13 protein-coding genes are annotated in these 13,905 nt (G+C 65.7%); 8 read left to right on the plus strand and 5 right to left on the minus strand.

The features are described from left to right. Positions 1–20: 20 nt before the first annotated feature. Entirely contained in the window at positions 21–197 is a 177-nt protein-coding gene (locus K2W61_RS16195) for a hypothetical protein (protein WP_175133400.1), read from the minus strand. 108 nt (positions 198–305) lie between these two features. Next, on the minus strand, positions 306–680 hold the full coding sequence (locus K2W61_RS16200) for an ArsR/SmtB family transcription factor (protein ID WP_175133401.1): 375 nt from the start codon (positions 678–680) through the stop codon (positions 306–308). 57 nt (positions 681–737) lie between these two features. Between K2W61_RS16200 and K2W61_RS16205 the strand changes: the two genes are divergently transcribed. Together K2W61_RS16205 and K2W61_RS16210 are read left to right on the plus strand one after the other, a co-directional pair. Further along, positions 738–1,547 carry an alpha/beta fold hydrolase gene (locus K2W61_RS16205; protein WP_272909473.1) on the plus strand — a complete coding sequence of 270 codons (810 nt, stop codon included), beginning with the start codon at positions 738–740 and terminating at the stop codon, positions 1,545–1,547. Between the two features lie 106 nt (positions 1,548–1,653). Beyond that, a complete protein-coding gene (locus K2W61_RS16210) occupies positions 1,654–2,865 on the plus strand; it encodes a diguanylate phosphodiesterase (protein WP_236756058.1) in 1,212 nt (403 codons plus the stop codon). Between the two features lie 116 nt (positions 2,866–2,981). On the opposite strand, the gene K2W61_RS16215 is transcribed toward K2W61_RS16210, so the two are convergent. Both K2W61_RS16215 and K2W61_RS16220 read right to left on the minus strand, forming a co-directional pair. Beyond that, entirely contained in the window at positions 2,982–4,655 is a 1,674-nt protein-coding gene (locus K2W61_RS16215) for a flagellin N-terminal helical domain-containing protein (RefSeq protein WP_236756059.1), read from the minus strand. A 329-nt stretch (positions 4,656–4,984) separates the two neighbouring features. Next, positions 4,985–5,716 (minus strand): response regulator transcription factor, encoded by a 732-nt coding sequence (locus tag K2W61_RS16220; protein ID WP_175133405.1) that lies wholly within the window; start codon positions 5,714–5,716, stop codon positions 4,985–4,987. A gap of 284 nt (positions 5,717–6,000) precedes the next feature. Between K2W61_RS16220 and K2W61_RS16225 the strand changes: the two genes are divergently transcribed. The 4 genes from K2W61_RS16225 to K2W61_RS16240 all read left to right on the plus strand — a co-directional run bounded on the left by K2W61_RS16225 (position 6,001) and on the right by K2W61_RS16240 (position 10,477). Continuing rightward, positions 6,001–8,172 (plus strand): TonB-dependent receptor, encoded by a 2,172-nt coding sequence (locus K2W61_RS16225; protein WP_236756060.1) that lies wholly within the window; start codon positions 6,001–6,003, stop codon positions 8,170–8,172. Positions 8,173–8,250: 78 nt separating this feature from the next. After that, positions 8,251–8,538: a hypothetical protein gene (locus K2W61_RS16230; RefSeq protein WP_175133407.1), complete on the plus strand. Its 288-nt coding sequence runs from the start codon at positions 8,251–8,253 to the stop codon at positions 8,536–8,538. Next, entirely contained in the window at positions 8,525–8,833 is a 309-nt protein-coding gene (locus K2W61_RS16235; RefSeq protein ID WP_175133408.1) for a hypothetical protein, read from the plus strand. The genes K2W61_RS16230 and K2W61_RS16235 overlap by 14 nt, the downstream gene beginning before the upstream one ends. A 15-nt stretch (positions 8,834–8,848) precedes the next feature. Continuing rightward, entirely contained in the window at positions 8,849–10,477 is a 1,629-nt protein-coding gene (locus tag K2W61_RS16240; RefSeq protein WP_236756061.1) for a PepSY-associated TM helix domain-containing protein, read from the plus strand. Positions 10,478–10,514: 37 nt separating this feature from the next. Here the strand turns inward: K2W61_RS16240 and K2W61_RS16245 are convergent, their stop codons facing one another. Then, positions 10,515–11,447, minus strand: coding sequence for a LysR family transcriptional regulator (locus K2W61_RS16245; RefSeq protein WP_236756062.1), 933 nt, complete (start codon positions 11,445–11,447; stop codon positions 10,515–10,517). 99 nt (positions 11,448–11,546) lie between these two features. On the opposite strand from K2W61_RS16245, the gene K2W61_RS16250 reads away from it, so the two are divergent. Beyond that, positions 11,547–12,878 carry an arylsulfatase gene (locus tag K2W61_RS16250; protein WP_175133411.1) on the plus strand — a complete coding sequence of 444 codons (1,332 nt, stop codon included), beginning with the start codon at positions 11,547–11,549 and terminating at the stop codon, positions 12,876–12,878. Between the two features lie 41 nt (positions 12,879–12,919). Next, a complete protein-coding gene (locus tag K2W61_RS16255) occupies positions 12,920–13,894 on the plus strand; it encodes a Bug family tripartite tricarboxylate transporter substrate binding protein (protein ID WP_175133412.1) in 975 nt (324 codons plus the stop codon). Positions 13,895–13,905: the final 11 nt, after the last annotated feature.

The raw sequence follows: 13,905 nt of genomic DNA on the forward strand, positions 1-13,905 counted from the left end.
GACGATGCCTGCAGCGCTGCTTAGTGCTGGCCCGCCGGAGGGGCCTTTTTGCCGCTTTGGTCTGCCGGAGCAGCCTTGCGCGCCGCGTCCTCCTTCTGCTGCTGGGTTTGCTGCTCGGCCTGCTTTTGGGCGGGATCGCCCTGACCGGGCTGGGTCGGTGAGTTGGATGATGCACTTTGACGAATGGTCGAAGACATTGTGCGTACCTCTATAGTGGTTGTGACGAAGATGCCACCCCCCCAACGTACGCCGGTCCGATGGCATCTCCTAGGTCTCAATTGAAACAAGCTCTGTTGAGCGCGGACTCAGGCGCGAAATGCGGTCTGGCCGGGGCTGCGGCCGCTTGCCGCATTCGCTGCGGCTGCCGCGCCGGGCAGCGCCAATTGCTGCTGCAGCCACGCCAGATAGTCTTGGATGCCGGCCTCATTGCGCTGGCAGTACGACCATTTCTGATGTCGGCGCACGGTGATGAATCCCGCCTGGCGCAGGATGTCCAGATGGCGGCTGGCGGTGGGCTGGGAGACCTCCAGCATTTCGGCGATCAGTGTCATGCATACCCCGAAGGTTTCGGGGTCGGCGGACCATTGGTGGCCGAAGTGCTGCTTCGCCTGTGCCAGGTAACGCAGGATGGACAGGCGCACTTCGCTGGCCATGGCCTTGATTTGCAGGGATCGTGTCATTTGCCTATTATATTATCACTTAGCTAAATGACTATATGAGGGCCGCGCGTGCTCGACTTGCCGCACACCACGTTGATTCAGGGAAACGCCGTCCGCTGGGGCCGATTCGGCAGTGGCCCGCCTTTGGTGGCGATTCACGGCACGCCGTTTTCCTCGCAGGTCTGGCGCCGCATCGTGCCGGCGCTGACCGATCGCCGCACCGTCTATTGTTTCGATCTGGTGGGTTACGGGCAGTCCGAGATGCGCGATGGGCAGGACGTGTCGCTGGGGGTGCAGAACCGGGTGCTGGCGGCGCTGTTCAAGGAATGGGGCCTGCAGCGTCCGGATGTCCTGGCGCACGATTTCGGCGGCGCCACGGCGCTGCGTGCGTATTTCCTGGATGGGTTGCGCTACGCCTCGCTGACGATTTTCGACGCGGTGGCCCTGGCGCCCTGGGGCTCGCCCTTTGTCCAACACGTGCGCCAGCACGAACAGGCGTTCGCGGCGATGCCCGACTACATGCATCGCGCGCTATTGCGGGCCTACCTGCAAACGGCGGCCCATCAGCCGCTGTCCGAGGAGGCGCTGTCGGTCTATTGCGCGCCGTGGCTGGGCGCAACCGGCCAACCGGCGTTCTACCGGCAGATCGCGCAGATGGACCCGCGCTATACCGACGAGGTCCAGGGCAGCTACCGCGCGCTAGATTGTCCGGTACAGGTGCTGTGGGGAGAACAGGACCAATGGATTCCCCCGGGCCAGGGCGTGGCCCTGGCGGCGCTGATTTCCGATCGCCCCTGCCTGCCGGTGGCGGGCGCTGGCCACCTGGTGCAGGAAGACCGGCCCGAAGCCATTGTCGCGGCCGTGCTCAAGCAGATCGCGGCCGCCTGAGCGTGCGGCGAAGTCATGCCTGGACCGCGCTTTCGAACGACGACACGCTTGGTTGCACTAGAATCCCGGCAAATAGTCCGCCTGCACTGTTTTGGGAGCGCACGCCATGCTATCGACACTGATATATCGCAGCCGCGCCAGTCACTTGCAGAACCTCGACGCAATGAGCGGCCTGTTGGAGCTGGCCCGGCAGCGCAACACCGCCATGCACGTGACGGGCATATTGCTTTTCGATGGCGTCCATTTCGTGCAGCTTCTCGAAGGGCCCGATGCGGCGGTGGATGCGTTGTTCGAGTCGATCGGGCGGGATTCGCGCCATGGCAATGTCGTTCGTCTCATGCGCGACCACGCGGCGGCGCGTCGATTCGAAGGCGATTCGATGGCCCTGATCGACTTGCGCGAGCTCGATCCTGGGCAAGTGTCGTCGCGGCTACTCGCCCAAATGAAGACAAAGGGCCCTCTGTCCGGCAGCGATGACCGGGTGATCAACATCCTGACCTGGTATGCCCTGGCCCGCGGAACCCGCCATGTCGTCGACGGCGAGGATGCCAGCAACTGGCGGTTCGTGCGCGGCGGGCCGCCGGCGGATCAGGCCGCGTCCGGGGTCCAAGGACAGCGCTACCAGTTTGCGCTGCAGCCGATCGTGAAGCCGATGCACAGGGAAGTCAGTTCGTTCGAGTTTCTGATTCGAGGCCCCCACGGAGGTCCACCTGAGGAACTGTTTTCCTCCATTGCGCCCGGCGAATTGCATCGCATCGACCTGGAGTCCAAGGCGCTTGCCTTTCGCCTGGCCGGTCGATTGCCCTTGAAAGACACCAAAATTGCGGTCAATCTCTTGCCAAGATCATTGATGGCGGAGCCGCAGGCGGTGGAATTCCTGGCCGATCAGATCGCAGCGGCGGGGTTGTCGTCCCAGCAAGTCATCGTCGAGGTGACCGAGCAGGAGGCCGTGTCCAGCCCAAGCACCTTCAGCGGCGTGATCGAGCGCCTGCGCAGGGCAGGCATCGGTGTGGCAATCGATGATTTCGGCGCGGGTTTTGCCGGTTTGTCGTTGCTCGCGGAATTCCAGCCCGACAAACTCAAGATCGATCGCAAGCTCATTCAGGACATCCATTTGGATGGCCCTCGCCAGGCCATCGTGGTTGCGATTGTCGAGGCCTGCGCCGCGATGGGCATTACGCCCGTGGCGGAAGGCGTTGAGCGGGTAGAGGAATGGTGCTGGCTGCAAGCCGCCGGCATCCAGCGTTTCCAAGGTTATCTATTTGCAAAGCCTGCGCTCAATGGCATGCCCGAAATAAGCTGGCCTGAACGCGTGTAGCGGTATGCGTCGGCGGCGACTCGCGAGTCTGTCGTATTGCCCAGGGATGCGAAAAGCCCCCCGGCCATCGAATGGAACGATGGCCGGGGGGCCCAAGTGGCTGAGCTACGGCGCGATCAACGCAGCAGCGACAGCACCGTCTGCGGGACCTGGTTGGCCTGCGCCAGCACCGAGGTGCCGGCCTGTTGCAGGATCTGGGCCTTCGACATGTTCGACACTTCCGTGGCGTAGTCGGCGTCCTCGATGCGCGAACGCGCATTGGCCAGGTTGTTGATGACGTTGTTCAGGTTGGCGATGGTCGATTCCAGGCGGTTCTGGACGGCGCCCATTTCACCGACCATCTTATCGAGGACGCTGAAGGCGGCGTCTAGCGTTTTCATCGGGTCGGCGGTTTTGGTGCCTTGGCTGAAGTCTTCGGTGGTCAGCTTGCCGTCGCTGTTGATCTTGGCGCGGCTACCGATCTGGGGAGCATAGTCGCCTGTGCCGTTGCCGCCCACGACGGTGACCTTGCCATTGTTCTGGTCGACCGCGTACTGAGTAGTGTAAGTCGCGACCCGCGTGAACTTGCCCTTGTCATCCACGTAGGTGTCCACCGAATTGCCGCTGGTAAAGGCGATAGCGGCTGTTGTGACGCCGTCACCGATGGTCGCGGTTACGGCGCCGGCTGTGGTGGTGTTCTTGACATTGGCCAGCAGCGCATCGGATGCGATGGTGTCTTTGTATTCAATGGTGTTTGCGGTGCCTTGGTTATAGTACGTCATTCCATTGAGTGTGATCGACGTACTATGGGCCGTGCCTGCCTTCGCCGTCGCGGCAACGAGCGTATCAAGCGTGGCCGCGGTGGCGCTGGCATTGTTGGTGGTCAAGTTGTCAGCGGCGTCGAGGTAGGCGGTTCTGCCATTCATCGTGATATTGCCCACGGCATCGATCTCGATGGAGGACCCACCTGAGGTACCGTGCGTATAGACTGCGGAAACAGTACCGGTGGACGGGCGCAGCGCCGTTCCGAGGGCGGTTACTGCGGCGGCGCCAGACGCGAGGTGATTAAACGAGAAGTTCTTATGGGAGGCGTCGTAGGTGTAGTTGGCACCACCGTTGATGGAGACCGTATTGCCATTCTGGAGCTTTTCGAACACTTGGTCTGCGGTCGCGCTGGCGTGACTTGTGGTCACTTCGTAATTGCCTCCGGCGATCGTCACCCCACCAGCGGCGAGCAGGTCGGAGATTTTCGCATCGTCGTTTTTGGTCTTGCCGGAGCCGTTGATATTGAACCCATCAAGGCCCAGCGTCTTGGCGCTGACTTCCGCCAGGTTCAAGGTGATGGTTTCGCCGTCGTTGGCGCCGACCTGCAAGGTCAGGGGCGTGGCCTTGTCCGACAGAACCTTGACGCCGTTGAAATCGGTTTGCTGCGAGATGCGGTCGATGTCCGACAGGCGCTGGTTGATTTCGTCCTGGATCGAGTCGAGCTGCTCTGGCGAGTAGCTGCCGTTGGCGGCCTGCACCGCCAGTTCGCGCACGCGCTGCAGGTGGGTGTTGATTTCGGCCGACGCGCCTTCGGTGGTCTGCGCCAGCGAGATGCCGTCGTTGGCGTTGCGGGCGGCCTGGGTCAGGCCCTTGACGTTGGCGGTGAAGCGGTTGGCGATGGCCATGCCGGCGGCATCGTCCTTGGCGCTGTTGATGCGCAGGCCCGACGACAGGCGTTCGATGGCGGTGCCCAGCGAGGCCTGGGACTTGTTGAGGTTGTTCTGCGCAACCAGCGACAAGTAGTTGGTGTTGATGACTGCAGCCATGTGTTTGCTCCTGGAGAGGGTGGCTTTACAGGATCGGGCGGCGGAGGCGGCCCGATGGAAACGCGGCGAGCCGCTGTGCGGGGGCGCGGCTCGTCCGTTGCCAGGACTACGACCCTCGCCGATTTGTTCTTTAGCGGTTTGCCTGGGGCAGGCGGGTTTTATGATTATTTATGAGCTTTTGCTCGCCATGTGGCGCCGGGCCGTACCGCGGAACACGAAAAAGAAAGCCCCACCCGCGGGTAAGCGGGTAGGGCTTTCAGGTCTAGGCTCTCTTGGGGAAAGTTCTAAGACAAGGGCAGTGTAGGGCTTTTTGGGGCGTTGAAAACTCATCAATGCTCAAACGCGCGCGGGGGGCAGGCCCGCGCCGCGAGGCGCACGGAGATGTCGCGCAGCACCAGCAAGGATCCCTCGGAATAGATGTTGCGGATCTGCATGGGCGTGCCGTGGATCGTGGCGAGTTTCTTGCGCACCCGGTAGAGCAGGGCGTCGATGCGGTGCTTGTCGTAGATGACCTCGGGGTAGCCCAGGATCTGCGACAGGCGTTTGTGGCTGATGGGAAACTTCGGGCTCTGGATCAGCGAGGCCATGACGATGGATTCCTTGGCGGTCAGGCTGACCTGCTCGCCCTGCGCCGAGCGCAACTGGCGGGATTCGACGTCCAGGGTCCAGTCGCCAGGCTGCAGCGGGGCGGGCGAGGCCGTGACCAGGCGCCGTTCCAGCGCGCTCAGCGTCACCGCCAGCAATGGCAGTTGCACCGGCTTGATCAGGTAGTGGTCGGCGCCATCGCTCATGCCCTGCAATTGCGTCGTGATGCGCACGTTGGCAGTCAGCACGATGATGCCCATGGTGGGAAAGGCGCGATGCAGCGCGGCGATGTGCGCGAGCATGTCGCCGTCCGGCAGCGGCGCGCCGCTGACGAGGATTTGCGGCGGTTCGCGCCGGATGCGGTCGAGCGCGTCGTGCAGGGTGCCGCAGGTGTGCACGTCATGGCCAAGCCCGGCGACATGCCGGGACACGGTTTCGGCCCACTCGGGGGGATCTTCGACGACGAGAATGCGCATGCCAGCTCTTGCCCAGTCCGGCCGCGTACAGGGGGGCGCGGCGGAACGGGTGGAACGCGCGGCGTTCCACCTTGAATTCGATACAAGCGGAATTCTAGGGTCGCGCGGGCCTGCAACTGCCGGTCGGAGTCCTGCTTTTGTCTGATATTCATGCCGGCCAGAGTTCATGGGGATTTCTGACTTTTAGCTGAAAAATTATCGATATTTATCCAAGGCATCTTCTTTTAGTCCGACCTATAATCATCCCGAGAAGCGTTTTCATTCGTATATAGGGGCGATGAATCTTGACCAACAATAAGCAATCGATCCTGGCGCAACACGCCAGGCGGCACGCGCCGCGTTTCGCGCTGGCGCTGGCATTTCCTTGCGCCGGCGCGCTGGCGCAAAGCGCGGCGCCCACGCTGCAACCGGTGACGGTGACGGCGGATTCGGTGCAGAACACGGACCTGCCCGCGCCATACGCGGGGGGGCAGGTGGCGCAGGGCGCGCGCCTGGGCCTGATGGGGAACCGGGACGTGATGGACGCACCCTTTAACGTCACCAGCTATACCTCCGAACTGATCCGCAACCAGCAGGCCCGCACGCTGGCCGACGTGCTGGCCAACGACGCGTCGGTGCGCTTCACCACTTCCAGCGGCCACGCGTACGAGAACTTTCGCATTCGCGGCTTTGACGTCAACCAGAACGACGTGGCCATCAACGGGCTGTATGGCCTGGCGCCGATGGGCCGCACGCCGGTCGAATTTGTCGAGCGGGTCGAGGTGCTCAAGGGACCGAACGCCCTGTTTAGCGGTATGGCGCCCAGCGGCGCGGTGGGCGGCACCATCAATCTGGTGCCCAAGCGCGCCGACGACATCCCCAATGCCACCTTCGGCCTTAACTGGCAGGGCGACGGACAGTTGGGCACGACCATTGACGCTGGCCGGCGCTTTGGCGCCGACAACGCCTGGGGCGCCCGGGTCAACGGCGCATTCAGCGAAGGCGCCACCCCGCTCGATGGCCAATCGCGCAAGCGTCAATTCCTGTCCGCCGGGTTGGACTACCGGGGAACCGCGCTGACCGCCTCGATCGACGCCTATCACAGCCAGGAATCGTTCAGCGGCGGCACGCCGGCCATGTTCTGGTTCGGCGGCTCGGTGGTGCCGAAAGCGCCCGATCCGCGCATCAACCAGTTCAGCACGGGCTACGGCAGCATCCAGAGCAATGCGGTGATCGGACGCGCCGAGTACCGCTTCAATGACAACGTGTCGGTATTCGGCGCCGTTGGCCGGCGCGACAGCCACCAATCGGGTCTGATCAATGGCACCCATGCGCGCCAGATCGACGCCAACGGCAACTTCACCGGCTCGATCATCGGTCAGCGCGCCTATACCGACGCCACGTCGGCCGAGGGCGGTGTGCGAACGCGCTTCAGGACCGGCAGCGTGGGCCACGAACTGGTGCTGCAGGCCTCCTTGCTGGATCTGGAAGACGGTTCGGCCACTGGCAAGGCGTCGATGTTCAAGTCCAATATCTACCACCCGATCACGCCGGTCATGCCCGGCGTGCCCGACAGCGCCTCCAAGACCGCCGAGAACAAACTGTCGAGCCTGGCGCTGGTCGACACGCTGTCGTTCTTCGACGACAAACTGTTGCTGACCGGTGGGGTGCGCAACCAGCGCGTCAAGACCACCAACTTCGACAAGAGCGGCAGTGTCACCACGCGCTACGACAAGGAGGCCGTTACGCCCGCGGTGGCGGTGGTGGTCAAGCCATGGGGACCGGATCTTTCGTTCTACGCCAACTATGTGCAGGGCCTGAGCAAGGGCGACAGCGTCACGGATACCTCGGCCACCAATTTCGGGCAGGTGTTCGCACCGTACAAGACCGAGCAGAAGGAAGTCGGCGTCAAATGGAACGCCGGCACTTTCACCAACACGCTGGCGCTGTTCCAGATCGACAAGCCGATGCTGGTGACCGAGGGCTCGACCTTGCGGCCGACCTACGCCGATGGCGGTGAAAAGCGCGTGCGCGGGGTGGAGTGGAACACTTTCGGCGAGCTGGGGCGCGGCGTGCGCGTGCTGGGCGGCGTGACGTATACGCAAGGCACGCAGACCAAGACCTCGTATGGTCGCTACGACGGCAACACGGCGGTCGGCGCGCCGCGCTGGCAGGCCAATACCGGGCTGGAATGGGATACCCCTTGGGTGCCCGGCCTGACCCTGAGCGCCCGCGTGCAGGCGACCTCCAGCCAGTATGCCGACGCCGCCAACAAGCTCAGGATCCCGGGCTGGGGCCAACTGGACTTGGGCGCGCGCTACGCGATGCTGATCAACGGCAAGGATGTCGTGCTGCGCCTGAATGTCAATAACGTGTTCGACAAACACTATTACGCCGGCAGCTTCAGCGACACCACCCCGATCGCCACGCTGGGTCCGGCGCGCACCGTGACCGCCTCGGCCAGCATCAGCTTCTGAGCCCGTTGCCGCGCGTGATCCGCGCCCCGTTGCCGGACGGATCTGTCCGGCAACGGGGCGCCGCTTGCAAGGATGACTATGCCTTCCCTGGTTCTTCCCAGCCTGTTCGTGCTGTTTCTGGGCTGTCTGTGCCTGTATCTCGCCTCGCCCAACCAGCGCTGGCGCCGCGCGCCGAGTCCGCCGCTGGCCGCGCGCGGCGCGGGTGTCGTGCTGCTGGCGCTGGGCGGTGCGGGCTGCCTGCGCGCCTTCTCCACGGTGGCGGCTGTTTTTGTGTTCTGCACCGCCCTGATGCTGTTCTTCAGCCTGATCCCCTATCTGGGCGCACTGGCCGCGTTGCGGCGCAGCGATGCCGATGCGGCGCGCTGAATCCGCCAGGCCGGACAGGCCCGCTTCGATCCGCCGCGACTGGGTCGCCAAGACCCTGGCCGGCGCCTTGCTGGGTTTCGCGCTGGCGCTCGGAGCCAGCGCCGTGCTGGCCGCATTGACCCAGGCCGTTCCCCTGGCGACTCGCTCGCAGCTTGCCATGTGGCTTGTGCCGCCGGTGTGGCTGGGCGTGCTCGCCGGCGTCTATTTCTTTTCCAGTGGGCTGCGGGCCTGGTGCTGGCTGGGCGGGGCCTGCGCGCTGCTGTACGGCGGGCTGTTCCTGGCCGGCGCGCTGTGAGGTGTTGTGGCGATCATGAAAGCCGACTACATACGCATCTACAAGTCGGTCCACACCTGGACCGGCATCCTGGCGGGCATGGCGTTGTTCATCGCCTTCTATGCCGGCGCGCTGACGCTGTTCAAGGAACCCCTGTCGCGCTGGGCAACGCCGCCATCGGCACAGGCGCAGGTGCCGCTGGACGAAACCCCCGACCTGATCGCCCGGACCCTGGCGGCGCGGCCGGAGGTGGCCAAGGGCTTCGACATATACCTGCGGCAGACCGAAAACGTGCCGGCTCGGCTCGGTTGGGAAGTGCGCGACGCGCGGGCCGACGAGCACGATGAGTCGGCGGTGCGCCACTATGTCGCGGTGCCCGGGGCCGACGGCGGGCTGCGGCTGGAGCAGGCCGCGCCCAGCGGGCTGGCTGCGTTCATCGACGTGCTGCACCGGGTGGTGGGCCTGCCGGTCGACACCGACCCCAATCGCTGGATCATGGGGGTGATCGCCGCGCTGTACGCGCTGGCACTGGTATCGGGTGTGGTGGTGCTGTTGCCCTCGCTGGTCAAGGATTTCTTCGCCCTGCGCATCGGCAAGAACCGCAAGCGCATGTGGCTGGACGCGCACAATGTGGTGGGCATCGTGTCGTTGCCGTTCCATCTGGTCATGGCGCTCAGTTCGGTGGTGTTCGCGTTCCATGACGGTATCTATGACCTGCAGGACAAGCTGATGTACCAAGGCAGGCTGGAGGCGGTGTTCCAGCGCCCGGGCGGCGCGGCCGGGGATGCGCCGCGGCGCGATCCGGCGGCCATGCTGGCGCCGCGTGAACTGTTGGCGCGGGCGCACGCGGCGGCCCCGGGTTTCGTGCCCGAGGTGCTGCAGTACCAGCAGGTCGACGGGCCACGCGCGGTGGTGCGGGTGTGGGGCAAGGACCCGCGCGCGGTGTCGCCGCGCGCGCGCGGCGGCTTCGTGGCGATCGATCCGTACTCGGGCCGTATCGTCAACCGCGATTACCTTCCCGGCGCGCAAAGCGCCGCCAATCTGTGGATCAGCAGCTTCTTCGCCCTGCACATGGCGGCCTTTGGCGGCGTGACCGTGCAGTGGCTGTATTTCCTGCTGGCGCTGGCGGGCGCCTGGCTGTTCTACAGCGGCAACCTGTTGTGGATCGAAACGCGCCGCAAGAGCGCCGACCGCAAGACGGGCGCGATTCCGGCGCAGCGGCGCGACACGCGGCTGATGGCGGCGGCCACGGTAGGGGTCTGCCTGGGCAGCGTGTGCGGGATTTCGCTGATGATCGTCGCGGCCAAATGGCTCAATGGCCACGTCGCGGGCCTGGATGGCTGGCTGCGCGGGCTGTACTACATGAGCTTTTTCGCCAGCATCGCGTGGGCGTTTCTGCGGGGCGGCGCGATAGCAGGCGTGCAGCTGCTGTGGACGGCGGCGGCAGTGACGCTGGCGATTCCGTTGACGTCACTGGTGGGCGCGTTGTGGCCCGCCAGCGGCCTGTGGGCGCATACCTCGGCCGCGGCGTTGGCCGTGGATGGCACGGCGCTGGTGGCTGCCCTGGGCTTTGCCGGGATGGCGCGGGCCGGCGCGCGGCGCGTTCGAGACGGCGCACGCGACAGCGTCTGGGCGCTTGGCGCCGAGGCGCGCGCGCGCACGTGATTCCGCGCGCGGCACTAAGATGAGTCCGCGCGCGGCGCTAGGCCCGCTTGCCGCGCGTGGCCGCGGCCGCCTTGGCATCGCCGCCACACGCCAACACGGCTTCGCGGAACTCGTTCATCAGCGGCGACCAGGTGGTGCCACGGCGTGAGATCAAGGCAATACTGCGCCGCAAGGGTTGCCCCAACGCCACCGGCAGCGGCGTGACGGCCACCGTACCGGCCAGCGCGCTCAGCGGCAGCACGGCCAGCATGTCGCCCTCGGCCAGCAACTGCAACGATCCCGGAGAAAAATGCTCCACTTCGAGCGCCGCGGCCGGCGGCGCCAGGCCGGCCTCGGCGAACCGCGCATCCAGCATGCGGCGCACCACCGAGGTCGGGCGGGGCAGGATCCAGCGCTGCCCGGCCAGGTCGCGCCAGTGCAGGCGCGCCCGTGCGGCCAGGGGATGGCGCCGGCTGGCGGCCACGCACAAACCATCCTCGAACATGATCTCGTGGAGCAGGGTGGCGGGGCCGTCGGCGTAGACCGGGGTTACCGCCAGGTCGAGGCCGCCGCGCTCGACCTGCTGGTTCAGGTCGTCGGACAGGCCTTGCGTGAGCTGCAGCCGCAGCGCTGGCCGGCGCGGCAACAGGCGCCGCAGGGCGGGCATGACCACGCTATCCACCGTGACGCCGGTGGCGCCTACGCGCAACAGGCCGGCCTCGCCCATGCGCAGCTCCATCGCGTGGCGCACCGCATCGCGGTACTCGGCCCAGAGCTTGTTGGCGTGCTGCAGGAACACCAGGCCCTCGGAAGAGAGCCGCAGGCCGCGCCCGTGGCGCTGCATCAGCGCCAGCCCGGTATCGGCCTCCAGCCGCCGCAACGACTTGGACAGCGCCGGCTGGCTCACGCCGCAGGCGGTGGCGGCGCGCTCCAGGTGGCCATGCTCGACCGCGGCCAGGAAGTACTCGATATCGCGCAATGACAGATTCATGAATCTTGGTTATTCCAGATCACACTTTCAGGAATGTTAAGACCGGATGACGCTTTTAGAATCCCGGACATACCCCGAGACCCTCCAGGAAACGCCGTTATGTCCCATCGCCCCAATATCGTGCTGATCGTCGCCGACAATCTCGGCTGGGGCGAGCTGGGCTGTTATGGCGGCGGGGCGCTGCGCGGGGCGCCTACGCCGCACATCGACCGGCTCGCCAGCGAAGGGCTGCTGTTGCAGAACTTCAACGTCGAAAGCGACTGCGTGCCGACCCGTTCGGCGCTGATGAGCGGCCGCCACCCGATCCGCACCGGCTGCCTGCAATCGGTGCCGCCGGGCCTGCCGCAGGGCCTGACGCGCGACGAGATCACGCTGGCGCAGCAGTTGTCGGGCCAGGGTTACGCCACGGCGCATTACGGCAAGTGGCACCTGGGCGACATTCCCGGCCGGTTTCCGTCGGATCGCGGCTTCGACCATTGGTACGGCATTCCGCGCACCACCGACGAAAGCCAGTTCACCTCGTCCATCGGTTTCGATCCCAGCGTGGCGGATCTGCCCTACATCATGGAGGGCCGCGCCGGCCAGGCGTCGACCCAGGTCAAGCTGTACGACCTGGACAGCCGCCGCGGCATCGACGCCGACCTGGTGCGCCACGCCCAGGCCTTCATGCGCGAGCAGGCGCACGCCGCGCGCCCGTTCTTCCTGTATCTGCCGCTGGTGCACCTGCACTTTCCGACGCTGCCGCATCCGGACTTCGCCGGCCGTACCGGCGCAGGCGACTTCGCCGACTCCATGGTGGAAATGGACCATCGCGTGGGCCAGATCGTGGCCGAGGTGGACCAACTGGGGCTGCGCGACGACACGGTGTTCATCTTCTGCAGCGACAACGGTCCGGAGTTCCGCAAGCCCTACCGGGGCACCGCCGGCCCCTGGAGCGGCACCTATCACACCGCCATGGAAGGCAGCCTGCGCGTGCCGTTCATCATCCGCTGGCCTGGCAAGGTGGCGCCCGGCCGCGTGTCCAACGAAATGGTGCACGTGACCGACCTGTTCACGACGCTGTCGCGCATCGGCGGCGCCGACATCCCGGCCGACCGGCCGATCGACGGCATCGACCAGACCGACTTCTTCACTGGCGCGCGCGCCGATTCCACGCGCGAGGGCTTCCTGTTCTACATCAAGAACGAGTTGCGCGCGGTCAAGTGGCGCGACTGGAAGCTGCACTTCTATTGGGAACCCGAGGTCAACGAAGGCAAGGGCAAGCTCGAATCGCCTTACCTGTTCAATCTGAAACAGGACCCCAAGGAAGAAAGCGACATCCTGATCTTCAACACCTGGGTGCTCGGGCCGATGCTGAAAATGGTGCAGGCATTCAACCAATCCTGCGCCGAGCATCCCAACACCACACCCGGCCGGCCCGACCGGGATTGAGCCGCCCGCGCAGACGGGGGGCGTTCATACAAGGGGAAATCATGAAATCCGTCATCCGACGCTTCGCACTCTGGCTGGGGTGCGCCACGGCCCTGGCGCCAGCCTGGTCCGCGCAGGCCGAACCGGCCCTGGCCTGGCCCGCCCGGCAGATCACCTGGGTCGTGGGCTTCGTGCCCGGCGGCACCGCCGACGTACTGACCCGCGTTGCCGCGCAGGAACTCTCGCGCCGCAGCGGCCTGACGGTGGTGGTGGAAAACAAGGCGGGCGCGTCCGGCGCGATCGCGCTGCAACTGGTGGCGCGCAGCCAGGCCAGCGATGGCTACCTGATCACCGTGCCCGGGCCCCTCATCTATCCCAACCCGCAGCCGGCGATCGGCAAGGAACTTGCGCCGGTGATGCTGCTGGCGCAAGGGCCCATGGTGATCGTGGGGCCGGCCTCGCGCAGCCTGCCGGGTCTGGCCGAGGTGCTGGCCGATGCGCGCAAGCATCCCGAGGCGTGGAGCTTCGGCAGCTCGGGCAACGGCACGTCGCAACACCTGGCTGGCGAGCTGCTGAACCAGTACGCCGGCACGCGCATTATGCACGTGCCCTACAAGGGCGGCGGCCAGGCCGTTTCGGATGTCGCGGGCGGCCAGATTCCGCTGGCCATCCTGGGCTCGGCGCCGGTGCTGCCACAGATCCGCGCCGGCGTGCTCAAGGCCTATGCGGTCACCACGCGCGCGCGCCTGGCTTCGCTGCCGGATGTGCCCACCGTGGCTGAATCGGGCTTTCCGGACTACGACGCGAGCCAGTGGTTTTCAGTGGCGGCCTCGCCCGCGATCGACGCGGCGGTGCTCGACCAATTGAACGCGCTGCTGCGCCAGACGGTGCAGTCGCGCGCCTTCCAGGACGCGGTCGCCACCGCCGGCATGACCGCTGGCGGCGGCTCGCGCGCCGATTTGCAGCGCTTCATCGCCGATGACTCGGCCAAGTGGCGCAAGCTGCTCGACAGCGGCGCGATCAAGCTGGGCAACTGACGCGCCGTCCG

The sequence above is a fragment of the Achromobacter pulmonis genome, assembly GCF_021733725.1.
Classification (GTDB): domain Bacteria; phylum Pseudomonadota; class Gammaproteobacteria; order Burkholderiales; family Burkholderiaceae_B; genus Achromobacter; species Achromobacter pulmonis.

What these genes read in the sequence shown, in the direction of transcription:
- K2W61_RS16200 (WP_175133401.1), bottom strand. Translation starts at nt 680, where the DNA reads ATGACACGATCCCTGCAAATCAAGGCCATGGCCAGCGAAGTGCGCCTG.
- K2W61_RS16235 (WP_175133408.1), top strand. Translation starts at nt 8,525, where the DNA reads ATGCGGCGCGCTGAATCCGCCAGGCCGGACAGGCCCGCTTCGATCCGC.
- K2W61_RS16195 (WP_175133400.1), bottom strand. Translation starts at nt 197, where the DNA reads ATGTCTTCGACCATTCGTCAAAGTGCATCATCCAACTCACCGACCCAG.
- K2W61_RS16220 (WP_175133405.1), bottom strand. Translation starts at nt 5,716, where the DNA reads ATGCGCATTCTCGTCGTCGAAGATCCCCCCGAGTGGGCCGAAACCGTG.
- K2W61_RS16250 (WP_175133411.1), top strand. Translation starts at nt 11,547, where the DNA reads ATGTCCCATCGCCCCAATATCGTGCTGATCGTCGCCGACAATCTCGGC.
- K2W61_RS16215 (WP_236756059.1), bottom strand. Translation starts at nt 4,655, where the DNA reads ATGGCTGCAGTCATCAACACCAACTACTTGTCGCTGGTTGCGCAGAAC.
- K2W61_RS16230 (WP_175133407.1), top strand. Translation starts at nt 8,251, where the DNA reads ATGCCTTCCCTGGTTCTTCCCAGCCTGTTCGTGCTGTTTCTGGGCTGT.
- K2W61_RS16255 (WP_175133412.1), top strand. Translation starts at nt 12,920, where the DNA reads ATGAAATCCGTCATCCGACGCTTCGCACTCTGGCTGGGGTGCGCCACG.
- K2W61_RS16210 (WP_236756058.1), top strand. Translation starts at nt 1,654, where the DNA reads ATGCTATCGACACTGATATATCGCAGCCGCGCCAGTCACTTGCAGAAC.
- K2W61_RS16240 (WP_236756061.1), top strand. Translation starts at nt 8,849, where the DNA reads ATGAAAGCCGACTACATACGCATCTACAAGTCGGTCCACACCTGGACC.
- K2W61_RS16245 (WP_236756062.1), bottom strand. Translation starts at nt 11,447, where the DNA reads ATGAATCTGTCATTGCGCGATATCGAGTACTTCCTGGCCGCGGTCGAG.